Raw genomic sequence first — 25,190 nt, 5'->3', positions numbered from 1 at the left:
GCGCACCGGAAAACTTGCGACCGAAATCCGTCAGGACCGAGTTGTCAGTCCAGCCTTGAAAAGGCTGGCCTTCAGTTTCTTCTGGAACGGGTCGGACAACTGCCAGATGGACAGGATACCGTCAGTCTGCGACACAATATCCGGGCGCAATGACTGCAACTTGTTGAATGACTCCTTGGCCTCTTTCTGATGCCCCAGTTCTGCGTTCAGAACTGTGCCCCAAAGATGTGTCCAAAAAAAGTTTGGCATGTCGATCTGATCCAGAACCACCAGCGCTTGTTGATAGTTGCCCCGGTCGAATTCGTAAAAAACACGTGGAAAATGAAACCAGTGCGGATGCACCGGGTTCAGCGCGATGGCCCGATCCACGATGGCCAGCCCTTCGTCCCAGTCACCGCTGAAAGCAAGTCTCATACCATAATGCGCAAGAACGGCGCTGTCATTCGGGTTCAGATCAATCGCGACCTGACCTGCTTGGCGAAACCCTTGAAAATCGCCAAGAACAAATCTCATGTTGGCCAGCATCAGATGTCCCGCAGCCAGGTTCGGGTCGATTTCGACGGCCCGGCGCGCAGCGTTGTCTGCGGCGGTTAGCACTTCGGGACGATGTCCCCCCAAACCGAACCGGATCTGCTGAAGATAAAGGTTGGACAACACCGCCCAGCCTTCGGCGTAATCCGGGCTGTGTTCCAGAGCTCTTTGAATGCAGGTCTTGATTGCCGGGTGCCTGTCGAGATCAATTGTGATCTGATAGCTGTAGTAACTCAGCACGCAGTCATAAGCGTCACGATTGACGGGGGGGATTCGGGTGGCCGTCTTCATCGCGTCTTGTGTCAGAACACCGTATTTACCTGCGAGTTTTCCGATCACATCTCGGATGACCATGTCTTGCCCAGCGTAGATCTCTCCGGGCGAGCTGCCGACGTTGTAATTATGCACCCAAACGTATCGTTCGCTTTTGAGATCGATGAGACGGGCGGATAACACTATGGTGTCACCTTTATCCATGACACTGCCTTCCAACGCGAAGTCCGCATTGAATTCTGCGCGTAATGCCTGCGAGTCCGTGCCACCCTGCGAAAACCGCTGAACGCTGCCTAACGGCAGAACCCAGATATCCCGAAAGCGCACCAGCTCGTTGGTCAGCTGCAGTGTTATGCCATCAGCGAAAAAGCCCGGTCCGTCTCCCAGAGTTTCAAAGGGCAACACCGCGACCACCGGACCCTGTGGTAAAGATTGGCCCGCTGACAGTGATTTTTGCGTGGCCCAGCCGGATAAGGAAATCCAGATCGTCGCACAAACAGCCAAAACGCAGGCGACACTTAAACCAGCCCAGACAAAGCGGTGATTGCCGTCGGTGGACGCAGGCGGTTTCTGTGGGTGTGCGGATGTTGCCTCAATTGAGGGGGCGATGCTCTCGAACCGGGGGGCGTACCCTCCTTTGGGAATGGATACTCGAACCGGATCACATCTGCCAGGCCCAGCATAATAGCTGTCTATGTCCTGACGCAGCCGGCGCGCTTCCAGCCGTACAATCGGGTCCACCTGCTGATCGAATGTTTCATCCCGGTCGAAGACCGACATAGCGATTGACACGCCTTTTATTTGGTCGCCACGGCCTGCCAAATACTCGTCCACGACATAGGACAAGAAAGCGCGTCGCTGGGGTGTGGCTGTGAAGTCGGGATGCGTCAAAAGGCGGTGCAACTGCGCCCGTACATCATCTTCTGGCAGGTCCATCCAAAAAACCTCAGTTCTGAAAAAGTGTTTTAAACCAAACACACAAGATGTCGTAGCTATGTACTTACATAGGATCGGATGTGAGTAGCAACATGTTCGCACTTCCTATGAGTGATTTCACGGATAACACGGGCGGGCAGTTTGCCACGCTGGCAGGCGCCGGAGCGCCAAGGAACAGGCTTTTGTATTCGCAAGATACAGCCGCAGCACGTCTACGACCGGATTATTACCTCGTGATACGGTTACTACAGTGCTTCCTTGCCGTTTCCGTTTTGACTTCACTTCGACAGGAGCCGTCTGCAAATGGCACGCCGATACAAAATTAATCTGACTGCTGCACTATTGATCCTGACTGCTGGTGCAGCGTCCGCGCAAGAGCATTTTGACCCCAAGGGCAAACTGCCGTCGCGCTTCACTACTGAATTTCAGGAGCTTATGCGCGACGCTCTGCCCTTTGAGGATGAGCGCGATTTCGAAGAAAGCCGCAAAGGTCTGATTGCGGTTCCCGATTACCGCCAGATCAAGACCGAAAATGGAACTGTGGCCTGGGATATCGGCAGCTATGACTTCCTGTTGCAAGAAGGGCAGGAATTCGACTCAATCCACCCTTCGCTTCAGCGTCAGGCGATCCTGAACATGAACTACGGTTTGTTTGAAATTCAGGAAGGTAAGATCTATCAGGTTCGCGGGTTTGATCTCTCAAACATCTCATTCATCCGGGGCGAAACCGGCTGGATCATCTTTGATCCTCTGGCCTCGAAGGAAACCGCAGCTGCTGCGTTGAAACTGCTGAACGACACCGTTGGCGAACTGCCGATCAAGGCCGTCGTCTATTCGCATTCGCACGCTGACCACTATGGTGGCGTCCGTGGTATCATCACCGATGAAGACGTTGCCAATGGGGTCGAGATCATCGCGCCCGAAGGTTTCATGGAACATGCCGTTTCCGAAAACGTCTATGCGGGCAACGTGATGAACCGCCGCCTGTTCTTCCAATACGGCGTGTTGCTGCCGCGCAACCCATACGGTCACGTGGACCAGTCGATCGGCAAGAACATCTCGGCCGGGACAACCGGCCTGATCGAGCCGACCCGCTATGTTTCGGACGATTATGAAGAGATTACAATCGACGGCGTGCGCATGATCTTCCAGAACACGCCTGGCACCGAAGCACCGGCCGAGATGAATACCTATTTCCCCGACCTCAAGGCGTTCTGGGCGGCGGAAAACATCACTGGCACAATCCATAACATTTACACCCTGCGCGGTGCGCTGGTTCGGGATGCGTTGATGTGGTCCAAACACATCAACGATGCGTTGTACGAGTTCGGCCAGGAGGCGGAGCTGATGTTTGCTTCTCACTCCTGGCCACGGTTTGGCAATGATCGAATCCAGGAAGTGATGCGGGCGCAGCGCGATACCTATGCCAACCTCAACAATGGCGTTCTGAACCTCGCCAACAAAGGTGTCACCATCAATCAGGTGCACAATGTCTATGAGGTGCCGGAAAGCCTGCAGCAGCAATGGGCGGCGCGCAGCTATCACGGCTCGGTCGAGCATAACAGCCGCGCGGTGATTAATCGCTACCTTGGTTATTGGGACGCCAACCCGACAACCCTTACGCCCTTGTCGCCAGAAGACAGCGCGCCGTTGTATGTCGAGATGATGGGCGGTGCCAAACCGATCTTGGCAAAAGGACAGGAACTGGTGGATACCGGCAGATATCTGGAAGCCACCGAGATTTTGAACAAGCTTGTTTATGCCGAAGCTGGAAATCAGGCTGCGAAGGATCTGCTGGCCGATGCGTTCGAGCAGATCGGATACCAGAAAGAAAGCCCTTCGGTCCGCAATTCGTTCCTGGGCGCAGCTTATGAGCTTCGCAACGGCATCCCGCAGGGTGCGACCATCGAAACGACGGGGCCGGATACCATCAAGGCAATGCAGACCACGATGTGGCTGGATTTCCTCGGTATTCGCGTCAACAGCGCCAAAGCTGCTGATATGGAATTCACGATAAACCTGTCGATTCCGGACCGGGATGAGAACATTGTAATCGAAATGAGCAATGCCACTCTGACCCACATTGTTGATCAAACAGCTCCAAATGCTGATCTGTCGGTTAGCTTGAAGCGAGCCGATCTGGAAAAGGTCATGACAGGGGAACGTAAACTGATCGATATGCTGGCCGACGGGACTGCAAAATCCGAAGGCAACGCGGATATCGTAGCGCAATTGGCTTCGACCCTGGACCAGTTCGATATCGGGTTTGAATTGATGCCCGGCACCGGTGCCAAGGATCTGACAGCTCCGGCAAATGACTTTGCCCAGCCGCCGCTGGCGAACTCGAACGGTGGATAAATTCCTCGTTGATTGAAGAAGCCAAACATCAAGCCGACACCATTTCGTGGCAGCAGTACTTTAGCTGCCGCGATCCTGGCGTCGGTTTGATTCACTCTTCGACTGAACCAACCAGACGTTCAAGAGAGTGTTTCACTTAGTTTTCGAGCATTCCGAGCACAGCGTCGCGTTCGGATAGAACCAACAACAATGCCAGATCGCCCGGCTCCAACTGTTCCAGAATTTTGGCCGCTGCCTGAGAAGGGGACAGAGCTCTTTGAATCTGTTCATTGCTATACCCGTGCTCCAAGGCTGTCTTTTCGATCAGGTCCGGGATTTCTCCCATCTGGCGACCTCTCAGATAGCCCTCCAATTCGGCAGCAACGACCACGTCCGGCTGAAATTTCAAAGCCGTCGCTGTGACGTCCCGAATGTCCTGATCCGATCTGTCCCCCGCATGGCTGAGCATGATAAAGCGACGTTTTGCCGGAAGGCCGGACAGCGCGTCGCACACGGCGGAAATCGAGTGCGGGTTATGCGCGAAATCTACAAAAACGCGCGCGTCACTATAGTGAAACTCGTTGCAGCGCCCCGGATTGTCTTTTGCATCGGGTTTGAAGCCCGTTAACCCACCCCGCACGGCCTGAAGAGGAAGGTCCAGCGCCAGTGCAAGGCACATGGCTGCCAATGCATTCAGGATGTTGTATTTCGCCGCCCCGCCCATGGTCAGGGGCACATCTGACACTGCAACCACCACCTGCTCGGTCGTGCCGTCGAAAAACACGATATTGTCCTGCTGCACATAGGCGCAGCATTTGCCGGAACCGCGCGCCTCGCGGATCAGATCCGTTTGAGCATCCAAGGAAAACCACCAGATATTCGCTGATGTGTTTTTTGCCTCGGCACGGACATACGCATCGTCAGCGTTCAAGGCCAGCACGCCACCTTCTGCCAGCGTTCGGTGCACGGCAAACTTCGCCTGCGCCAGTTCGGGAACCGTGTTGACGCCGTATTGCCCCAAATGGTCATTCGCGACGTTGGTGACAGCCGCCGCCGTAGCCGCGCGGGTAGGTAAACCACGTCGCAGGATGCCACCACGGGCCACTTCAAGGCACGCAATTTCCAGCCGTTTATCGCGCAACAGCATCCGTCCGCCGCCAGGGCCCGAGTAGTCGCCACGGTCCAGAATGTCGTCGCCGACCCGCACAAACTCGGTCGAGGTCAGCCCCGCCACCTTGCCCGAGGCGCGGGCTATTGCCTCAAGCAACCGGGTCGTCGTGGTCTTGCCGTTGGTACCGGTGATGAACGCAACTGGAATATTGTGAAGACTGGACCAGTCTACGTCACAAGGGGCGGGCAGCGCATCGACCAGCCAGACCTGACTGCCCGTGCCGTGCCCGATTGAAATCTCATCATCGTCACACAGAACATCCACGCCATGCGCTTCAGCCGCCGCGGTCAGAGCGATCAGGCTGGGATTGGCTTCTTTGGCCATGACGCCTTTGACATCAGCCACCATTTGATCAAAGTCACCGGGCGTCGCGCCCAACAACTCGGCGGCACAGAAGTGCCACGCCGTTTGTGCCGCGAAGATCGCTGAATACAGCTGATCCATAGGCGCAGAAATCGCCAGATTGACGCCGCCGGTAAATGTGCGATGCGTCAGGTTCTGATCCTGCCAGCCAAGCGCGTCCAGCACACGGCGTGCATTTTTCTCCCACAGTGCGGAGACCCGAGATGGGTCAATCTCTGTGAAAAACACATCCATGACCGCGCCGGGCCTATTCCATAGCATGCCGGGCCCAGTCAAACGCCGGGCATCATCCACCTGAATATGATCAGCAGTCGCGCTTACAATATTCAGCGCGGTTTCAAGCTCTTCGATCCGGTCCATTCCGGTGCCCCCGCTCAGTCGGCGTCTTCGCTGATCTCACGAGCCAGACGCACGCCGCGCTCGTCCCGGATCAGGTTCTGGTCGCTCTCGAACATGTCCTCGAACGAGGTGTCGACGGGTTTGGCCTTTGGCGTATCTTCGGATTCGGGTACTTCGCCATCAGAGTTGAAGTAAATGATCTGTTTCCAGCAGCGGGTGGTGTCGTCGCCGAAAATCACCAACAGATCTCCGGGTGCCGCCTGTTCCAACCCGGCGTTCACCGCCTCCACCTCATCCGGGATGATTGTGATCGCGTCGTTGTCCACCCCATTGTCGATCAGGGCCTGACGCATCATTTGCGGTACTTCGTCGTGCCCTCGACCTCTGCGGCGGTCATCTGCCTTGCAGATAAAATGGTCAAAATGCCCGGCCAGAACGGCAGCTCCATCAACGATATCTTCATCCCGTCGGTCTCCGGGCATCGCAACCACACAAAGCCTGCGGCCTTTGATCTCCAATTGATCCGCCAGCGCAGCCATCGCTTTCAGCGCGGCGGGGTTATGACCGTAATCCAGGATCACCTTGAAAGGATGCTCGTCATAGACGTTCATCCGGCCCGGAGCCTGGAAATAGCTGGTGTCGAATGTGCGCAGCCCATGGCGGATGTTGTCCAGATCGACGCCGAAACTATAAGCCATGGCTGCAGCAAACATTGCGTTTTGAACGTTGAAGATCGCTTTGCCTTCCAGTGCGGCGGGGATCAGGTGCGACCACAGGACAGGGATATGAAGCCCGTTGTCATAAATGGTCAGCATGTCGCCATTCATGCCTTTTTCCAGCACGATGGCCTTGCCGCCCGCCTTGATATGTTCCTTGACTAGGCTGTGGCCGGGATTGGTCGTGACGTAGAAAATCTGATCCGCCCCGGCATAATCGGCCATTTTCAGACAGTTGATGTCATCTGCATTCAGAACCGCCGTATCAGTGGCGCTTTCCACCACCACGCGTTTGACCACTGCCAGTTCTTCGACGGTGTTGATACCGCCAAGGCCCAGATGGTCTGCCGAGACGTTCAGACAAGCTGCCACGTTCGAGCGTTGGTACCCCAGACCCGACCGCACAAGCCCGCCGCGCGCCGTCTCCATCACCGCAAAATCAACCATCGGGTCGCGCAGGACTATTTGAGCGGATTTTGGCCCGGTCATGTCCCCCTTAACGCTCAGTTTTCCGTCTACATACACACCGTCGGTCGAGGTCATGCCAACAGTCTTGCCGCTGGTCTTCATGATATGGCCCAGCATCCGGGACGTCGTCGTCTTACCGTTGGTGCCGGTGATCGCGGCGATCGGGATGCGGGTTTCTTCATTGGCCGGAAACAGCATGTCGATCACTTTGCCGGCCACATCGCGCGGCTGTCCCTCGGACGGGGCCACGTGCATTCGGAAACCGGGGGCCGCGTTCACTTCAACGATTGCGCCACCGATATCCTTGTAAGATTTGGTGATGTCGTCGATCAGGAAGTCGACGCCACCCACATCCAGACCAACCGCCATGATGGCGCGTTCGGCCATGTCACGGTTGTCGGGATGCACGACATCCGTCAGGTCAATTGCTGTGCCGCCGGTCGAAAGGTTTGCGGTTGATCGCAGATAGAAGATCTCACCATCCGGCAGTACGGTCTCTTCAGTAACGCCTGCGTTTTCCATCAGGCGTCTGGCCTGATTGTCGATCTCCAGCATGGTCAGCACTTTTTCGTGCCCAATCCCCCGGCGCGGGTCCTGGTTTACGATATCGACCAGCTCTGCAATCGTATGTGAGCCGTCGCCCACCACATGCCCCGGTACCCGCTTTGCCACTGCGACCAGCTTGTTGTTCACGACAAGCATCCTGTGATCAAAGCCGGTGATGAAGCTTTCCACCAGAATGGCACGGCTGCGGGAATGCTCCTTGGCTTCGGCAAAGCCGGCCTCGACCTCTTCGTCCGAGTTCAGATTGATTGAAACACCCCGCCCATGATTGGCGTTCAGAGGCTTGACGACCACCGGGTGTCCAATTCGTCCGGCAGCGCGCACGGCTTCGCGTGCGGAATAGACCATGCGCTGCTGTGGTACCGGCAGGCCAAGATCGTTCAGCAGGTTGTGGGTGTCTTCCTTGTCGCAGGATATCTCGACCGAGATATGTTTGGTCTCGGACGTGATGGTTGCCTGAATACGTTTCTGAAACTTGCCGTGCCCGAACTGCACCAGTGAACCGGAGTTGAGTCTGATCCATGGAATGTCGCGCTCTTGCGCCGCCTTGACCAGTGACCCGGTCGACGGGCCGAATTCTTTGCGCTGTGCCCGCAGAACAAAGCTGCGCAGCTCATCGTCCCAGTTGAAGTCAGGGTCGAAATCGTAATCCACCTGATCCTTCAGGGATTGCGGTAGCAGATGCATAAGCAGCCGCATTGCCAGCTTACCAGCGTCCAGACCAACATCACGCTGACGGTATTCATAAACCATGTTGTACTGGCCGGGTTCGCCTGTGCCACGCGTTCGCCCAAAGGTCACATCGGAGCCGGCTACGTTTTGAACTTCGATTGCGCAATGTTCCAGCACATGGCCCAGCCAGGTTCCTTCATCTTCGCGCAGGCGACGGATAAACCCGCCGGGTTCGCGATAAGAACAGCCATGTTCAGCCAGACCGGGAAGCGCCTCGATCAGTGCGTCTATAAACTCGGTACCAATTTTTGCCGAAGGCCACTCTTCCAGAACACCCAGATCGATGACATGGCGAATGACCGGAAAACTTGCCCAGACATTCGGGCCGACAAAGACATTGGTCGAGATTATTTTCATGAGGCTCCCCGTTAGTTAGCTTTTTATTCCCCCCCGCTGGCGGCCTCATCCCCGGACAAATCCGGCAATGTGCAGAACGCCATATGCTCATCCGGCGGAAAAGCCTGGCGAGCCATCAGATCATAACGGCACCCTTCGCCCAGAACGTCAAGCCGAAGTCCAAGCAGGCTCAGCGCTTCGCCACGGCGGGCATCCCACATCGACGAATGCGTTAACTGGCTGGCATCCACCACGGTAACCGAACCGCTGCCGACGACTTCAAAGACATTGTCGGGCCCGATGAAGGCCGCCGTGTCTTCGTCAATTCCCAGCCCGATCAGAAATGGGTTGAAAGATGAAGCAGTTAGCAGACGTCCAAGCCTGTTTCGCTGCGTGAAATGCTGATCTATGATCACGGCATTGGTCAGGCCCATGCCCGGTGCAAGTGTGATGTTGCCTTCCGCCGGGGCCGAGTTGCTGCTGCCACCCGCCACCATATGTTCGGACATGATTGATGCACCCGCCGAAGTTCCGGCAACCGGTACACCGGCTGCGTTCCGTCGGCGAATTTTTTGGGCGACCAGAGTGCCACCCAGAATCGCTGACAGGCGCAATTGGTTCCCACCGGTCATGAATATCCCGGTCGCACGATCCAGCATCTCGACATAATCAGGGTTGTCACAATCGGCCCTGCGCGAAATGGGCAGAAACTCGACCTTGCCCGCACCCAGTTCGGAAAAGATGCGATTATAGTCCGGTCCGGTTTCCTCCAGCATCGAGGCCGTCGGAATCACGACAATATCCGCGTCCTTGCCGCCGGAAAGCTCCACGAACTTACGATGGATCTGCATTTCCTTGACGCGGTCTTCGCCGCCGCCGATCGGGATAATAAACCCGCGCGGGGTTTCTGCATCAACGGGTGCAGGGCACATATCTTAACTACCTTCCGGTGCTGAAGCGGGCAGTCACCGGGGACCGCACGGACGCTTAAATCTGTTCATACATGCCGCGCCGGGCTATTAGGCCATCGCGGACATGCCATTCCCCCCGGGCCATCACATGCCGTACAGCAAGGTTTTCGTCAAGAACCACCAGATCGGCGTCCATTCCCGCCTTCAAACGCCCTTTACGTTGCAGTTTCAGCAGGGCGGCCACATTTGAGGTGAACGGGGCCAGCGCATCGGAAAGTGCAATGCCGCTGTCAGTCAGTTCCCTTAACGTTTCGGGAAGAGTATCCGAAAGTCCGATGCCGAAACGTGTCAGGTTGCCTTCTTTATCAAAGGCGGGCAGGCAGCCGCCGCCGTCAGAGCTGATGGTGAACCGATCCGCTCGCCCGCCTGCATTGCGAAACTGGACATAGGCCTCCGCGGCCGAAATTCCGGGCTCCACATGTTCACAGGGAAAGGCAGTGGCATCGATATAACAGCCATGTCGAGCCAGCGCGACAGCCTGTTCAAACAGGGGTTTGTTGCGATTAACATGGGTCGGATTGAAGACACGAGTTGGGATTTCGCAGGTTGTAATCGCCTGCTCAAGCATCGAAAGGCCGCGTTCACCATCACCCATATGGCAGTGAACAATTCCCGCTTTGCCAGTCATAAGGCCTGCGACATGCGCCTCGCTTGCAATGCGCAAGAACTCGTCCAGCGTCGGCTGGCTGGAACGATGATCGCTGATTGCCAGTTCGCCCACGCCGATAACGGGGTCGAGGAACACGATATCGCCGCGCGCCGAACCGGTAAGTGTGGTCAGGGGAACGTGATAGCCGCCTGTGTGACACCACGCCGAAAGCCCTTCTTCGCGTAAGCCATACGCCTGCTGGACCAATGTCTGGGTGTTGCGGGTCAGGTCATCCGTGCCCAAGACACCCACGACCGAGGTTACACCGGAGCGAGTGAAAGAGGACAAAACCATTGGGGGCACCCGGCTGGCCGGTCCGGTTTCACCACCACCGCCGGTGATATGTGCATGGCCATCAATCAGCCCTGGAATAACCGAAGCACCTTCGGCATCAAAAACTTCGACCTGAAACAGGTCCGGCAATTCAGGCACCGCAGCTCCCAGGTAAATGATGCGTTCGTCCGCCGTAACAATGTGGCCGATGCCAAAAGGGTCAGGTGTGTAGATGAGAGCGTTCTTTATGAGTTTCAGCACATTTCATTTCCGTCGAATGGGGTAACGACAGGTGTTTTGCACCCTTGAACCCAATTCACAAGGTCACGATACACACTGCACCGGTGCAAACACTAACAATGAAAGCACGGCAACTCTGTGAACTGGATTGAAACTTTACGTGCTGGAGCAGCGCTCAAAAAAATCACCCGGGACGTGGTAATCCCGGGTGAATTTCCGCAAGTTGCCGAAGTTGCCGAAGTTGTCGCGCCAACGACTTTCCAATGACGCTTAGATGTCGAACTTGACACCCTGTGCCAGTGGTAGTTCGGCTGAGTAGTTCACGGTATTGGTCTGGCGGCGCATATAAGCTTTCCAAGCGTCCGAACCGCTTTCGCGTCCGCCGCCGGTTTCCTTCTCTCCGCCGAAGGCGCCACCGATCTCGGCCCCTGAAGGTCCGATGTTGACGTTGGCGATGCCACAGTCGGACCCGGCAGCGGTCAGGAACTGCTCTGCCTCGCGCATGTTCAGGGTAAACACGCAGGAGGAAAGACCTTGCGGCACGTCATTCTGAAGTTCCAACGCATCGTCGAAATCGTCATAGCCCATAACGTAAAGGATCGGCGCAAAGGTTTCGGTTTTCACTGTCGCTGTCTGACCGGGCATCTCGACAATTGCAGGTTCCATATAGACACCCGACGGAACGTCTGCGGTGACGCGATTGCCGCCGAACACCGAACCGCCTTCGGCCTCGGCAGATTTCAGTGCTGCAGTCATCGCGGCGCCTGACGCTTCGTCCACCAGAGGCCCAATCAGCGTGCCTTCGGTCAGGGGGTTGCCAATAGGCAGATCCGCATATGCCTTTTTCAGTCGGCTCACCAATTCCTCGCGGATCGAGTTATGCACGATCAGACGGCGCAGCGTGGTGCAGCGCTGACCAGCGGTGCCGACAGCCGAGAAGACAATCGCGCGCACTGCCATTTCCAGATCAGCCGAAGGCCCGACGATCATCGCGTTATTGCCGCCCAGCTCCAGAATGCACTTGCCAAAACGCTGTGCCACGATAGGGGCCACCGCCCGGCCCATTCGGGTGGAACCGGTGGCCGAGATCACTGGAACATGTTCGCTGGCCACCAGTGTTTCACCCAGATCAGCGCCACCGATAAGCGTTTGCAGCAGACTGTCCGGGGCGTCGCCAAAACGGGCCAAGGCGCGCTCGAAAATCTTCTGGCACGCAAGCGCCGTCAGCGGGGTCTTTTCGGACGGTTTCCAGATCACAGGATCACCGCATACAATTGCCAATGCAGCGTTCCACGACCAAACCGCAACCGGGAAGTTGAATGCCGAGATCACGCCGACCGGACCCGCAGGATGCCACGTCTCCATCATCCGGTGGCCGGGACGCTCGGACGCGATGGTCAGACCATAGAGTTGACGCGACAGACCCACAGCAAAGTCACAGATGTCGATCATCTCTTGCACTTCACCCAGACCTTCCGAGGTGATCTTGCCAGCTTCCCAACTGACCAACGCGCCCAAGTCATCCTTGGCAGCGCGCAGTTCTTCGCCCAACAATCGGATCAACTCACCCCGGCGCGGGGCAGGGACGACACGCCACTCCTTGAACGCGGCTTTGGCGCGAGAAAAGATGGCATCCATGTCAGTGACCGGTGTCTCGGGTAGTTCGGCCAACAGGCTGCCGTCAATCGGGGATGTTACCTTCAGCGTGCCGCCAGTCAGTTCGGCCTCGGTCAGATCCAGATTTGCAAGCGTTGATTGAGCTGTCATTACGATGTCTTTCATATCTCAGGCCGCCTTGTTTTGTTCGGTTACGTCGCCAGCGCGATACAGCCGGCCAAATTCAGTGTTCAGGAATGCGTTCAGTTTGACTTGTTCCTGACGGACAAATCCTTTCGAAGGGAGGGCTCCGCTGCGCATCAGATCGACCACCCCCAGAACACCTGCGGCGGTGGTGACCTGAATGGCGCTCCAGACCTGTCCGTTGATGGACCGGGCAAAGGACTTGTTGATCAGGGATTTCTCGCGCAGCACACCATCAATCATGCCCTTGGCGGTGCAGTAAACCAGCACCACATCTTGATCGGTGCGGGGCAGGGCGGCCTCGAAGATTTCCTTCAGAAGGTCGCGGCGGCGTTCCAGCCCCAGATCGTTCAAAAGCAGCTTCAGGATATCGCAATGGCCGGGATAGCGGATCGATCTATAAGACACGGCCCGCGCTTTGCCTTCCAGCGTCTCCGGCAAAGTACCCAGACCGCCCGAGGTGTTGAAGCATTCATATTCCACGCCGTCATGGCCCAGTACTTCGTAATCCTCCAGCGGTGCGGTCTTGACCAGCTTACCATTCACGATGGCATCGCATGGGTTACAGTACTCGTTGATCAATCCGTCGGTCGACCAGGTCAGATTGTATTTCAGTGCATTGGTCGGGTAGAGCGGCAGCGCGCCCACCCGCATATGCAGGCTGTCAATCTCGTCAAACTCCGCCGCAAGCGAAGCCCCGGCGATGCCGACGAACCCCGGTGCTAACCCACACTGAGGCATAAACGCAGTCTCGCTGTCCTCGGCAAGTTCGCGTACTGCATTTGTGGCCGCAACATCTTCGGTCAGGTCAAAATAATGCGCGCCGGCCGTTTTGGCGGCTTCGGCAATCATAGGGGTCAGAAAGAACGGGGCCGCCGAGATGACGGCATCGAATCCGTTTAATTCTCGGGCCAGACCATCCGCGTCTTTAGCATCGATCTGCTTGGTGCCAACGCCCATTTTTGCGATATCGCCAAGAGCCTTCAGATCATGATCTGCCACAGTCACAGAGTAATTCGGTGACCCTTTCAGCAGGGTTGCGATCATCTGCCCGATCTTTCCAGCCCCGACCACGCACACATTCCAGGACATCAGAATCTCCGTGTTTTCCATACTGTCCTGAGGGTGACGGGAAGACGCGGCAGTTTATAGGTGCCAATGTGACGAATTGGTTGTTTGATGTGTCATAATGACGGAAAAAGCGTAAAAATGTCGTGCCCCTGATTTCCACGCACATGTCTGATCAGTACATGAGCATTGTAGGGCTAAAGCGGTGCACTTTCGTTATGTGTCAAAGAGCTAGCGGTAAAAGGAATGTAACGGAGCAAAATGCCCCCGGTGCCTTTTGGTAACTTCAACAATTACATGGTGCTTGTTTCGTCGTCAGTGAGATGCCGGAATGTGTCCAGCACACCAGTGCTACAAGCCATTATCCGGCTTCCGCTTTTCAGGAACTCGTCCAACGGTGCACAATCTACCTGCCCACCTGCTTCCGAGATTATCGGAATTGCCGCAAAGGCATCCCACGCGTTCAGATGAGCCTCATAATACCCCTCGGCCTGGCCCGTTGCCACGGCCATGAGGCTGATTGCGGCGGAGCCGTTACGGCGGTATTCAATACCTGCTTCAAGCAAGGTCTCAATCAGGAGTGTGTGCTGTGCGACCGGGCGGCGGGTTGACCAGCCCAACATAAACACTGCGCGGGTCGGGTCGGTGCAATCTGACACGCTAAGGCATACTCCGTTCAGCCAGGCACCGCTCCCTGTAGATGCCCAGGCGAATATGTTCAGGTCCGGCGCGCAGATCACGCCAAGAGGGATGTTTTGGCCATCGAAATATGCAATGCACACGCCCCAGTCGCGATGCCCGCGCATGAAATTGGCGGTTCCGTCTATCGGGTCCACAACCCAAAGCGCGCTCCCGGAACCTGAAACGCCGTCTTCCTCGCCCAGCATGGCGTCAGATGGCCAGCGTTCAGCAATGCGTTTGCGGATCAGATCCTCTACGGCGCGATCCGCGAAGGTTACGAAATCCTGCGGGCCCTTTTCGGCGATGAATTCTGCGCCGCGCTCGTCTCGAAGACGGACAGCCAGTGCCGCAGCCTCTTGTGCCAGAGATTTGGCGAAGTCCAATCGGTTCTTGATGTCGGTCATGTCAGCTTCCTACCTTCGCAAGGACGTCCGATTTCAGGAAGCGTTCGATGAACAACATGAAGCCAACCGAGGGGACCAGCAGAATGAGAGCTGTGATCGAGGCGATTTGATAATTCCCCTCCATCGATGCTGTAAACAGCAGCAGAGGCATCGTGGTGATATCGGGTACACCGACAAAGTAGGTTCCGGTGAACTCGTCCAGCGAGATCAGGAAGACAAAGATGGCGCTTGCCATAAGGCCGGGAAGGGCAAGCGGCAGGGTCACGGTGCGGAAAACCGTGAAAGGGGACGCGCCCATGTTTGCGGCGGCTTCCTCCAGTTCTCGATCAACGGCGGCAAAGGCGGCAGTGGCGATCCAGACCGAAAAAACCAACCCTTGGATCGTATGAACCAGAACCACACCTCCATAGGTGCCGTTCAGGCCCAATCCATAGAAAATGCGGGCGATGTTCATATGTACCGCAATTGATGGAAAGGCCTGCGGCAACAGGAACAACAGAAGGAAGAATGTCCGCCAAGGCAGGCTGCCGCGTCCCAGGGCCAGTCCGGCCGGTATTGCAACCACCAGAGACGCCAGCACGGTAAACAAAGCAATCAGAACCGAGCTCCACAGTGACTCCATGGCGTTGCCCTGCGGGCGGAATACGCGTTCCCAGAAAGAGAAACCGTAGCTTTGCGGGAGTTTCGCCGGGAAATACCACGTTTCGGCCACGGACCAGATCAGCATATTTGTGATTGGCCCAAAGATTGCAAAGGCCAGTAGGGCCAACAGAACGGCTGTTAGGGTTGTGCGCAGGATGGTCATGCGGGTTTCCCTCCTTCGCGCACGCCCTGACGCAGATAGACCCAGGCGATGACCGCAGTCATTGCGTATGAGATGAAGCCAAGCGCGTTCGCGACGCCGTAATCGGAATAGGCGTTGATGCGCCATGCCATGTCGACAGTGATCATCGTTGGTGTCTGTGCGTTGATCATAAGTGGTACGGACAAAACGGACATCATCACGACGTAAGACAGGATCAGCCCGACCATGAGTGTGGTGGCGACCTGCGGCACCACGATCTCAATCAGAATCCTCAGACGCGATGCGCCCAGGTTACGTGCGGCTTCGATCGTAGAGCGATCCAGCGACGCCATCGCGCCTGCGACCAGCAAGGCCACGAACGGTGTTTGTTTCCACACAAAAGTAATCACGATCCCGCGCCAGTCCAGATAACTGGCGGCCTGCAGCGGTTCCATCAACCCTGTCGAAACAATGATATTGTTCATCATGCCGTTCTTGGCGAGGAACGTCCGCATCAGTTGTGCCGCGACAACAAACGGAATGAACAGCGGCCAGCGATATAACCAGCGCAGCACGGCAAGCGCCACGCGGTTTTCGCCCAGCGTCAGGTAGCCGCCGATGGCAACCGAAAGAAGGCCGATAATCACAGTCGACACACTGACGATGATCAGGGTGAAGAGGACATCATTGGAATACAACGCAAAGGCCTTTGTGAAGTTCTGCAGACCCCAACCGCCAAGTTCCTCATCCCGGAACGCCCACAACAGGGAATAGCCCAGAGGGTAAAGAAACAGGCAGGCAAGCAAGATAATTGCGGGCGCAATAAGGATCAGAGACGCTTTTCGGGTGATCATCGGGGTTCAGTCCAAAAGTTTGGAGTGCGGGCCCCATGGGAGAAGGCCCGCACATTGGTTTCCATGAGGGGGATTTAGTTGGAAACCCTTTGTTCATATGCTTCGCGGATGTCGTCAAAGAACGGACCCAGCGGGAAGGGTTTGCCTTTGGCAGCCAGATCTTCCGGTGTCACGTCAGTGAACAACTTGTTCCAGGTCTCTTCATCCAGAGCGTTTTCGACATGCTGGGCGTCGATGCCCGGGTACCAGTTGAAGCGTTTGACGATGCCCTCGGCCTGAACTTCGGGGCTGGTGGCCAGAGCGATGAACTTACGCGCCGCTTCGGCGTTTTCCGCCTTAGCCGGGACCGCATAATAGTAGGGCTGGCCCGGCATACCCGGTTCGGGCAGCAGCAGCTTGAGGTTCGGATTCAGACGACCATCGGCCTGCCACGTGTAGAACATGTCAACCCAAACCGGCCCCATCACGATCTCGCCCCGGTTCATCATGTCCAGAGTGCCTGCGTTTCCCGGGGTAAAGGTGACGTTTTCGTTGAAAGCTTTCAGGTCGTTCAGAGCCTGATCCCAGCTGTTCTTCAGTTCTGGGTCGTAGGGTCCGTTCATCAACTGATCGGTATTTCCGGCATAGGCATACATCCACGCGGCTGTGAAAGCGACGCCTGACATACCGTTCTTGATGCCGTTATAGCCGAATGCGCCTTTGTTTTCCGCTGTCCAGGTTTTCAGTTCATCGAAACTTGCCGGCGGATTTTTGACCAGATCGGGATTGTAGGCGATTGCGGTCTGGCTGTGGAACATGGGCATGACATAACCCTCCACGTCGGTGCCCAGTGCGGTCTTGGACGTGTCGCGCGTGGCAAGCTTGCCCGTCTCGATGTCGCCAACATATTTCTGCAACAGACCTTCTGTCACCATCTCGCCCGATTTTAGCTGAGTCATGACGACGACATCCGTATCCCAGGTCTCGTTTCCGGCCTGGGCCTTGATTTTCTCAAGGATCGCTTGGCTGCCCGCGTTGCCGGGACCTGTGCCGACGACGTTCACTTCCCAGCCCGGGTTCTGTTCCTCGAACAGCGGACCCAGATAATCGGTCACATAATCAACCATGTTCTGGCTGCCGCCAGACGCCACGTTGAGTACGTTTTCGGCATGCGCCGTGCTGGCCATGGCAAGCGCTATGGCCGCCGAGGTAAAAAGATTTGCAATTTTGGAAGTCATGGTGTTTCTCCAGGGTCTCAGAGGTGTTGCGCGGCCTGGGTCGCCGCCTCATGTCCGGTCGCGGCTGTCTGGGACTTTGCAGGAAACAGACTTAAGGCCGTGGCCGGTACGCTTACATCGACAGCTGAGCCGATGGGCATTTTGTTGGGATTGTCCGCCATGATCCGGGTTTCACCAACCTGGATTTCGTGACGGTAGACCGATCCCAGATAGGAATGCTGAAGGACTGTCCCGGGAAGCGACAAGCAGTCACGCGCCGTGCTGCCCAACTCAGCGGCATCGCTATGAAACAGGACCTCGACCGAGCCGGTTTCGCGATCCGGGAAATGTACCCCGGTGCTGTCCTGACCGGGCATCGGCAAACGATGTGTATGACCATCCAGTGTCAGATCGACAAACTGCTCACCCACCGTGGCGACAGCCTGCAGCGTGTTTCCCGCGCCCATGAAACGGGCGACATAGGGGTTGGCAGGTGTGTGGAAGACGTCTTCCGGCGTGCCGACCTGCGCGATCCGGCCCTGATTCAGAATAACCACGCGGTCGGCCATCGACATGGCTTCTTCCCGATCATGGGTCACCAGAACCGTGGTTAGACCGAGCCGCTGTTGCAATGTACGGATTTCGTGACGCATGTTTGCGCGAATGCCGGCGTCGAGGTTGGAGAGCGGCTCATCCAGCAGCAAAACAGGCGGGTCGATCGCCAACGCCCGTGCCAGCGCCACCCTTTGACGCTGACCACCGGACAAAGCGCCGATCTTGCGATGGATCAGATCACCCAACCCTACAAGCGCAGCCATTTCCTGCACGCGTTCAGCAATCTGGGTCTTGTTATTCTTACGAAGTCTCAGTCCATAGCCGATATTCTGGGCCACGTTCATATGCGGCCACAATGCGTAAGATTGGAACATCATCGCCATTCCGCGCTTTTCGGGCGTTGTATGGCTCATATCCTGACCATCCACGGAAATCGAACCGCCCCGCACCGGAACGAACCCGGCCAGAGCGCGCAACAGTGTGGTCTTACCACAGCCCGATGCGCCAAGCAGGGCAATGAACTCGCCCGCCTTCACGTCAAGATCGATGTCGGACAGCACATCCTGCTCGGCATATCCAACGCGTAGATTGCGAAGCTTGATCTCGGCTCCGAGCGTGGATGAGGAAGTTTCGTAGTCGACCGGAGCAAGGTTCATTTTGCATCTTTCATAATTCTGCTACAAAAACGTAGTGAACACGTGTTCATGTAACGGTAAGAAATGACACCTTTATGACGCAACCCCAAATTTCAGATATTCGGAAAAGAAGTTCCGGCCCTTCGAAATGAGACCTGACTGAAACATGACTACAGGTAAAGAAACCAAGCCTCGCCGTGTTACGGCTAAACAGGTCGCCTTGGCCGCAGGTGTCTCACGTTCAGCTGTGTCGCGTGCATTCACACCGGGCTCACCTCTGGACGAAGACAAGAAAAAGAAAATTCTTCAAGTTTCTGAACAGCTTGGATACCGGCCCAACGCACTTGCAGCCGGGTTGCAAAGCAGGGGCCGGTCGAACCTTGTGGCTATTGTGACGGGTGATCTCGTTAACCACTACGACAGTGAAATTCTGGCCAAGCTGATGCGGGGATTATACGCGATGGGAAAGTGGCCTGTCGTGCTTGGCGGGTCTGCTGAAACTTCCGAAGCAGAGGTCCTCGAGGTTCTGGCTTACCCGCTGGATGCGCTGATTCTGCGAGGGGGGAGTGTGGACGAATCAGTTGCGATTCATTGTGCCAAACTGAACATTCCTCTGATCGTATCGGGGCGCGTAATGGATGCCGAAGGGGTGGATTGTGTCTGCTGCGACAACGCGCGCGGGGCTGAATTGGCGGTGGCCCAATTGATCTCGCAAGGGAAAGCCCGTCTGGGTTATCTGGGGGGGCTGGCGCATTTGTCCTCCGATCAGGAACGTAAAGCTGGTTTTGAAAACGCTTTAGCCAAGGCAGGGCTAAAACCTGCCGTCATGGAGCATTCTGATTTCAGTTACGAAGGCGGATATGAGGCTCTGACTGGTATTCTGAATAACAACGTCGAACTGGACGGTTTGTTCTGTGCAAATGATGCCATGGCACTGGGGGCGATTGCCGCCGGGCATCAACAGTTTGGCCTGTCTATTCCATCTGATCTGTCCGTTGTTGGGTTTGACGACATTGCGATTGCTCAATGGCCGAGTTTTCAGTTGTCCACGGTTCGAAACGATATGGACCAGACCGTTTCACAGATTTTGCGGTTGCTGACCGAGCGGTTGGACCAACCGGAAAAAGCCAGCGAAACAATCCTTATAGAACCGGAATTTATTTCTCGAGGAACGCATTGAGCATGAAGGCTGACGTTGCAACCTATTCCGTCTGGATGGTGCCGGAAGAACCACAACTGACCGATCTGAGCACTCGGATCAGGAATTTTGCCGATACTCATAACGCGCCAAGTTTCTTGCCCCATGTGACGCTGATGGGTGATCTTGCGGCTGATGAAGCAGAGCTTGTTGCAATTCTTGACCGTATTTTGACGGGCTTTTCACAACACTGCCTGACCGTGAAGGGAATTGGTGCCGAAGATCTGTTCTATAAATCTCTTTACCTGGATCTGTCGCCTACGCCCGACTTGGTCAGTGAACAGGAAAAGCTGGCAAACGACTTGCCTGTTTCTCAGTGCCCGCGAGAGTTCCTGCCACATATCAGCATGGCATACGGTCCGATCGCGCCGGAAATCAAAGCGGCAGAAACCGAGGGGTTGAAAAGTCTGGTTGGTACGAAGCTGCAATTTCGGCATCTGCACTTGGTTCAATCCAGTCAAAACGTGCCAATCGAGGATTGGAAAATTCTGAGATCGTTTGAGCTTTAGGTACTGCAACCATTTGTTTTGTAGACTTATGACGCCAGCCGATTGCCACGGGGCATATCCGTTCCGTCATCTCTATTGCTGTCCTGTGGCCTGAAGACTCAGTCGCCCGCGCCGACACTCATTCCAATTTCGTGCTGAGCCTGGAACGCGTCCGAATGGCGCATCAAACAAGCGATTGTAAGGCATTTTGCCCGTTTGCGACACGCCTTGGTCAAATCGAACAACTTCCTGGTTTTGTTCGGCTGCACGGTGGACCCAGCTGTCGCTGGAGGAGACGATGAGGCTCAATCGAAACCACATCATCGCGTGGGACAAGGACAGACGTTGGGTTGATCCCGTTGCGACCGACGTTCAGACAAACGGTCCTCTAGGGGAAGCGCGTGATGAACTCCTGCAATCTATTTGCTCGGCAGAAAACAATCCTATCACCCTGGAAGAGTAGCAACGAATGACTGCAAGACCGCTCGATCATATTCGTGTTCTCGATTTCGGCCAGTATCTGGCTGGCCCACTGGTTGGCATGATGCTTGCTGATCTAGGGGCAGAGGTAATCCGCATCGACCCGCCCGGTGGGCCGCGATTGAAAGAACCGGCCACCGATATGCTGTCACGGGGCAAGACCGCTGTGACAGTCGACCTTAAGACAGAAGAAGGTTTGCAGGTCGCGCGCGAACTGGTGGCGCGAGCCGACGTGGTTATTGAGAACTTTCGACCTGGTGTGATGGAGAGGTTAGGTCTGGGTCCGAAAGCTCTGCGCGAGGTAAATCCGCGCATCGTATCCCTGTCGCTACCGGGGTTCGCCTCAACCGATCCCGCGCTGGCCCATCTGCCAGCGTGGGAAGCCGTGATCGCTGCCCGGACGGGGCAATTCACGGATATGGGGCTGAACCGTCGCCTGATGGGGATCAACCCATCCTTTACCCCATTGACGCTGGCGTCGGCTTATGGCGCTTCGTTCGGCGCAATGGCCGTGCAGTTTGCCTTGGCTGCCCGTGATCGGAACGGGGGCGATCACATTGAGGTGCCTCTGGCTTCGGCCTTGCTTGAGGGATTGGTCTATAATTGCGAACAAATTGAGGACTACCCTGAACGCTACAAGTCTCCTCGTGAAGTGGAACTTGACCGGCGCGCAGCCGAAGGTTTGCCAACGGACCTGACATTTGCGGAGTTGGAGGAATTCCTCGACCCCTTTTATCGAACCTATACCTGCGCCGACGGGCGTGGGTTCTACGTGGTGGCGGGCAGTGTGAAAACGCACCCGCGGCGAGTGTTGGAGACACTCGGCCTCAAAGCCCTGGCCGATCAATTGCCGGACTTCGATGCCTATCTTGATACCGCAAACTGGCCAGACGAATGGTCGCTGCGCAACTATCCGGTTGGAGCCAGAGATCGCGCGCGTTTGTCCCGCGCGATGAAGGAGGCCTTTCTGACAAAGCCGTCTGATGAGTGGGAAACTCTTTTCGGGGCCGCCAAGGCACCTGCAACGGCACAACGATTCAGCAAGGAATGGCTGGCGGAACCGCACGCATTGGCGTCAGGTCTGGTATTGGAGGTAGATGATCCGCGTCATGGCAAGATGAAGCAGATGGGAAATGTTGCGTGGCTCGCGGATGATGGCGCCGCGCTGGTCAAACAACCGGGCCCGGATCACGATAGCGCACCCGTTTCAACTATACTCTCTGAACTACCGCGCAGTGGACCGTCAGGCGCTGGCGGCAAAGGCTGGCTTGACGGGTTGAAAGTGCTGGACCTCACCAACGTGATCGCAGGTCCGACGATCGGATCTACGCTGGCGCGATATGGCGCTCAGGTAACTTCCGTTCAGCCCGTGGAGCCCTCGGTCGATCCGTGGAACACTGTGGTTTTCGGCCTGCACGCGCATCGTGGCAAACAGAGCGTATTGCTGAATTTGGGCTCGAGCGACGGGAAGAAGGCGTTGCAGCGGCTCATCGACTCCTCGGACGTCATCACCATGAACGGTACGGACGAGCAGCGCGATGCCTTGGGGCTGAGCGAAGAAAAGCTGAAGGCGATCAATCCCCGCCTCATACTGGTGCAACTCGATGCCTTTGGCGGTCCTGCGCGCGGACCCAAGTCGGACCATTTGGGTTATGATGACCTGGCACAGGCCGCGACAGGGGTCATGGTCCGCTTTGGCGGCGGCATGGCGACACCCGAAGAACATGCGCATTTCGGTACGATTGACGTGCTGACCGGCTACTGCGCTTGTGTTGCGCTGGGCGCGGCCCTGTTGAGATTGCAGAAGACCGGCAAAGGCGGGATCGCACGGGCCGCATTGGCAGGGGCCGGCAACCTTATTCAGGCGCAGCTGATGTATGATTTCGAAGGCCGCGCACCCTTTGACGAACCCGCCGGGCGCGACGCCATGGGATGGGGTCCATTCTATCATTGTTACTGCGCAGCTGACGGATGGATGTTTTTTGCCGCACCTACCGAACAGCGCGAAGCCCTGCGCCGTGTTACCGAACTCGCCAGCGTCGCCGATATGCCGGAAGAGGAGTTGGCGGGGGCTCTTGCGGATCTGTTTGCCAAACAACCTGCTGAATACTGGCAACAGGCATTTGCCGGTACCTCCTGCACTGTCATGCCGCTGGGATCGCTGCATGATACACGTGACGCCGTGTTACAGCCCGAAAGCGCAGGAAATATCGATCTGGCGCAGGGAACGTTCAGCGTTATCCGCCATGACACACACCCTATGGGCAGATGGTGCGATCTTGTAGCTCCAAATGCTGTCCGACCGGAGCGCGCCGAGATCGTCATTCCCGGTCCGATGCCGAAATACGGCGCGGATACGCGCAGTATTCTGCGGGATGTAGGTTTTTCAGATGAGGATATCGATGCGATGATCTCCGCTGGGTCGGCCTCTGAAAGCTGGTCGCTGAAGTACCTGCCGGAGTAATCAATTCAGCCATGACGCGTTCGGAAACCACAGGTGCTGCCACAACGCCAAGAACCCGGGCCAAGGCCCGGCATATCCTGGACAACTATTACATCGGACCGTCCCGCGATGAAAACGTGTTGGAGGTCTGGGGCTACACCGATCGCATGACCTATTCTCCGGGCGATCAACTGGCGCTTAGGGTCTCGACAACGGCGCGGGAATGGGAGCTGGAAATCGGTCGCGACGGTGCAACTTATGAACCGTTGTTTCGTGAAAAAGAGATAAAGGGGGTGCATCAGAAGACGCCGGAAGATTGTTCTGTAACAGGGTGCGGCTGGAGTGTTTCGTATGAGCTCACCATTCCGGATGACTGGCGCGAGGGTGGTTATCTGGTGACGCTCAGAGCTGAGCAAGACGGAGATCGCGTTGAAGAACATCACCTGTTTCTGTTGAAACGCGCCGCAGAAAAACCAGCTGCACCCTATGTTCTGGTCTGTGCCACAGGAACGTGGCTGGCCTACAATTGCTGGGGCGGATCCAACCATTATGAGGGTATAACAGGACCGGATCGCGACGCGTTTTCACCTGTCGTGTCAACTCAACGACCATGGTCGCGGGGGTTCTGCAAATTGCCTGCAGGGGCACCGCGTGCGGTCGCAGATGTCCCGCACGTGCCCGGTGAAATGGTACGCTATCCCTATATGGAATGGGCTTACGCCTATGGGTATTCCAAAAAATACGCATCTGCCGGGTGGGCCGGCTACGAACGTCATTTTGCCCGATGGGCAGAAGCTCAGGGGTATGAGTTCGACTTTGCCACCCAGCACAATCTTGAAACCGATCCGAAGCTGTTAGAGAGATTCAAATGCGCCGTCTTTGTAGGACACGACGAATACTGGTCAGCAAATATGCGCCACGCCGTCGATCACTTTACGTGCAATGGTGGGCGCGTCGCTCGATTTGCGGGGAATTTTCTTTGGCAAACTCGCATCGAGGACGAGGGTCAGACCCAGATCTGTTACAAGTACACGGCTGAGAATGATCCGCTCGTGGGCACAGAGCACGAGCATCTGGTGACGACCGCGTGGGAGGTCGCACCGGCCAATTGGCCCGGCGCGCAAACCTTTGCCGTCAATGGGCTGAAAGGTGTTTACGCCAGCTTGGGGCGGTGCGTCGGGCAGGGCAGTCGCGGGTTTACGGTGTATCGTCCCGATCATTGGGTGCTTGAGGACACTCAGTTGGGGTACGGAGACCAATTGGGATCAAAGTCGCGAATTTTTGGATACGAAGTGGACGGGCTGGACTACAGGATGGACGACGGCTTGCCTTTCCCAACCGGTACAGACGGCGCGGACCCTTCTATTGAGATACTGGCGCTTGGTCTGGCCACAAATATCGAGCCTGCACATGATATCTGGGGAGAGACGCTGTATATCGGAGGCGCCGATGCAGCTTTCAAAGCTGAACGCCTATTTGGCGAACTCACGGATGAAACACTGGACCGCAGCAGTCGCGGAAATGGTGCCATCGTATACTGGCAACGCGAGCAGGGAGAGGTGTTCACTGCAGGAACCTGCGAATGGGTGATGGGCCTGACGCGCGGTGACCGACAGGTCGAACAGATTACGCGAAATGTACTGAACAGGTTTGGAACCCAGACACCTGCATAGTTGTCGATTTCAGAAATATGTAATGCTTCAGG

General features: G+C 56.3%; 17 protein-coding genes. 5 read left to right on the top strand and 12 right to left on the bottom strand.

The window, feature by feature from the left end:
- Window positions 1-30: 30 nt before the first annotated feature.
- The gene (locus ACR0K5_RS13270; protein WP_480630125.1) at window positions 31-1,740 is read right to left on the bottom strand and encodes a tetratricopeptide repeat protein; all 1,710 of its coding nucleotides are present in this window, start codon (window positions 1,738-1,740) and stop codon (window positions 31-33) included.
- A 303-nt stretch (window positions 1,741-2,043) separates the two neighbouring features.
- Between ACR0K5_RS13270 and ACR0K5_RS13265 the strand changes: the two genes are divergently transcribed.
- Window positions 2,044-4,098, top strand: a complete 2,055-nt coding sequence (locus ACR0K5_RS13265) for an alkyl/aryl-sulfatase (protein ID WP_480630124.1) — start codon at window positions 2,044-2,046, stop codon at window positions 4,096-4,098.
- Between the two features lie 136 nt (window positions 4,099-4,234).
- Here ACR0K5_RS13265 and ACR0K5_RS13260 read toward each other — a convergent pair whose 3' ends face one another.
- The 11 genes from ACR0K5_RS13260 to ACR0K5_RS13210 all read right to left on the bottom strand — a co-directional run bounded on the left by ACR0K5_RS13260 (window position 4,235) and on the right by ACR0K5_RS13210 (window position 18,897).
- Window positions 4,235-5,971, bottom strand: coding sequence for a Mur ligase family protein (locus ACR0K5_RS13260; RefSeq protein ID WP_480630123.1), 1,737 nt, complete (start codon window positions 5,969-5,971; stop codon window positions 4,235-4,237).
- Window positions 5,972-5,985: 14 nt separating this feature from the next.
- Window positions 5,986-8,787, bottom strand: coding sequence for a cyanophycin synthetase (gene cphA, locus ACR0K5_RS13255; RefSeq protein ID WP_480630122.1), 2,802 nt, complete (start codon window positions 8,785-8,787; stop codon window positions 5,986-5,988).
- A 23-nt stretch (window positions 8,788-8,810) separates the two neighbouring features.
- Window positions 8,811-9,698, bottom strand: coding sequence for a cyanophycinase (locus ACR0K5_RS13250; RefSeq protein WP_480630121.1), 888 nt, complete (start codon window positions 9,696-9,698; stop codon window positions 8,811-8,813).
- Between the two features lie 55 nt (window positions 9,699-9,753).
- A complete protein-coding gene (iadA, locus tag ACR0K5_RS13245) occupies window positions 9,754-10,920 on the bottom strand; it encodes a beta-aspartyl-peptidase (RefSeq protein ID WP_480630120.1) in 1,167 nt (388 codons plus the stop codon).
- A 249-nt stretch (window positions 10,921-11,169) separates the two neighbouring features.
- Window positions 11,170-12,666 (bottom strand): L-piperidine-6-carboxylate dehydrogenase, encoded by a 1,497-nt coding sequence (gene amaB, locus ACR0K5_RS13240; RefSeq protein WP_480630263.1) that lies wholly within the window; start codon window positions 12,664-12,666, stop codon window positions 11,170-11,172.
- Between the two features lie 18 nt (window positions 12,667-12,684).
- Entirely contained in the window at window positions 12,685-13,791 is a 1,107-nt protein-coding gene (locus ACR0K5_RS13235; RefSeq protein ID WP_480630119.1) for a saccharopine dehydrogenase family protein, read from the bottom strand.
- Between the two features lie 269 nt (window positions 13,792-14,060).
- Window positions 14,061-14,852: an inositol monophosphatase family protein gene (locus tag ACR0K5_RS13230; protein WP_480630118.1), complete on the bottom strand. Its 792-nt coding sequence runs from the start codon at window positions 14,850-14,852 to the stop codon at window positions 14,061-14,063.
- A 1-nt stretch (window position 14,853) separates the two neighbouring features.
- Window positions 14,854-15,657 carry an ABC transporter permease gene (locus ACR0K5_RS13225; RefSeq protein ID WP_480630117.1) on the bottom strand — a complete coding sequence of 268 codons (804 nt, stop codon included), beginning with the start codon at window positions 15,655-15,657 and terminating at the stop codon, window positions 14,854-14,856.
- A complete protein-coding gene (locus ACR0K5_RS13220) occupies window positions 15,654-16,490 on the bottom strand; it encodes an ABC transporter permease (protein WP_480630116.1) in 837 nt (278 codons plus the stop codon). The genes ACR0K5_RS13225 and ACR0K5_RS13220 overlap by 4 nt, the downstream gene beginning before the upstream one ends.
- A gap of 74 nt (window positions 16,491-16,564) precedes the next feature.
- Complete coding sequence (locus tag ACR0K5_RS13215; protein WP_480630115.1) at window positions 16,565-17,707, bottom strand: extracellular solute-binding protein; 1,143 nt, start codon at window positions 17,705-17,707, stop codon at window positions 16,565-16,567.
- A 17-nt stretch (window positions 17,708-17,724) separates the two neighbouring features.
- Entirely contained in the window at window positions 17,725-18,897 is a 1,173-nt protein-coding gene (locus tag ACR0K5_RS13210) for an ABC transporter ATP-binding protein (protein WP_480630114.1), read from the bottom strand.
- A gap of 145 nt (window positions 18,898-19,042) precedes the next feature.
- On the opposite strand from ACR0K5_RS13210, the gene ACR0K5_RS13205 reads away from it, so the two are divergent.
- The 4 genes from ACR0K5_RS13205 (at window position 19,043) to ACR0K5_RS13190 (ending at window position 25,158) form a co-directional block, all read left to right on the top strand.
- Window positions 19,043-20,056, top strand: a complete 1,014-nt coding sequence (locus ACR0K5_RS13205; protein WP_480630113.1) for a LacI family DNA-binding transcriptional regulator — start codon at window positions 19,043-19,045, stop codon at window positions 20,054-20,056.
- A gap of 2 nt (window positions 20,057-20,058) precedes the next feature.
- Window positions 20,059-20,583, top strand: a complete 525-nt coding sequence (locus tag ACR0K5_RS13200) for a 2'-5' RNA ligase family protein (protein ID WP_480630112.1) — start codon at window positions 20,059-20,061, stop codon at window positions 20,581-20,583.
- Window positions 20,584-21,031: 448 nt separating this feature from the next.
- Entirely contained in the window at window positions 21,032-23,506 is a 2,475-nt protein-coding gene (locus ACR0K5_RS13195) for a CoA transferase (protein ID WP_480630111.1), read from the top strand.
- An 11-nt stretch (window positions 23,507-23,517) separates the two neighbouring features.
- On the top strand, window positions 23,518-25,158 hold the full coding sequence (locus ACR0K5_RS13190; protein ID WP_480630110.1) for a N,N-dimethylformamidase beta subunit family domain-containing protein: 1,641 nt from the start codon (window positions 23,518-23,520) through the stop codon (window positions 25,156-25,158).
- The last annotated feature ends 32 nt before the right edge of the window (window positions 25,159-25,190 follow it).

The sequence above is a fragment of the Ruegeria sp. AB9 genome (genome assembly GCF_056542585.1).
The sequence above is the reverse complement of the archived record's forward strand: the minus strand, read 5'-3'. Positions and strand labels throughout refer to the sequence as shown.

What these genes read in the sequence shown, in the direction of transcription:
- ACR0K5_RS13270 (WP_480630125.1), bottom strand. Translation starts at nt 1,740, where the DNA reads ATGGACCTGCCAGAAGATGATGTACGGGCGCAGTTGCACCGCCTTTTG.
- ACR0K5_RS13265 (WP_480630124.1), top strand. Translation starts at nt 2,044, where the DNA reads ATGGCACGCCGATACAAAATTAATCTGACTGCTGCACTATTGATCCTG.
- ACR0K5_RS13260 (WP_480630123.1), bottom strand. Translation starts at nt 5,971, where the DNA reads ATGGACCGGATCGAAGAGCTTGAAACCGCGCTGAATATTGTAAGCGCG.
- cphA (WP_480630122.1), bottom strand. Translation starts at nt 8,787, where the DNA reads ATGAAAATAATCTCGACCAATGTCTTTGTCGGCCCGAATGTCTGGGCA.
- ACR0K5_RS13250 (WP_480630121.1), bottom strand. Translation starts at nt 9,698, where the DNA reads ATGTGCCCTGCACCCGTTGATGCAGAAACCCCGCGCGGGTTTATTATC.
- amaB (WP_480630263.1), bottom strand. Translation starts at nt 12,666, where the DNA reads ATGACAGCTCAATCAACGCTTGCAAATCTGGATCTGACCGAGGCCGAA.
- ACR0K5_RS13235 (WP_480630119.1), bottom strand. Translation starts at nt 13,791, where the DNA reads ATGTCCTGGAATGTGTGCGTGGTCGGGGCTGGAAAGATCGGGCAGATG.
- ACR0K5_RS13230 (WP_480630118.1), bottom strand. Translation starts at nt 14,852, where the DNA reads ATGACCGACATCAAGAACCGATTGGACTTCGCCAAATCTCTGGCACAA.
- ACR0K5_RS13225 (WP_480630117.1), bottom strand. Translation starts at nt 15,657, where the DNA reads ATGACCATCCTGCGCACAACCCTAACAGCCGTTCTGTTGGCCCTACTG.
- ACR0K5_RS13220 (WP_480630116.1), bottom strand. Translation starts at nt 16,490, where the DNA reads ATGATCACCCGAAAAGCGTCTCTGATCCTTATTGCGCCCGCAATTATC.
- ACR0K5_RS13215 (WP_480630115.1), bottom strand. Translation starts at nt 17,707, where the DNA reads ATGACTTCCAAAATTGCAAATCTTTTTACCTCGGCGGCCATAGCGCTT.
- ACR0K5_RS13210 (WP_480630114.1), bottom strand. Translation starts at nt 18,897, where the DNA reads ATGAACCTTGCTCCGGTCGACTACGAAACTTCCTCATCCACGCTCGGA.
- ACR0K5_RS13205 (WP_480630113.1), top strand. Translation starts at nt 19,043, where the DNA reads ATGACTACAGGTAAAGAAACCAAGCCTCGCCGTGTTACGGCTAAACAG.
- ACR0K5_RS13200 (WP_480630112.1), top strand. Translation starts at nt 20,059, where the DNA reads ATGAAGGCTGACGTTGCAACCTATTCCGTCTGGATGGTGCCGGAAGAA.
- ACR0K5_RS13195 (WP_480630111.1), top strand. Translation starts at nt 21,032, where the DNA reads ATGACTGCAAGACCGCTCGATCATATTCGTGTTCTCGATTTCGGCCAG.
- ACR0K5_RS13190 (WP_480630110.1), top strand. Translation starts at nt 23,518, where the DNA reads ATGACGCGTTCGGAAACCACAGGTGCTGCCACAACGCCAAGAACCCGG.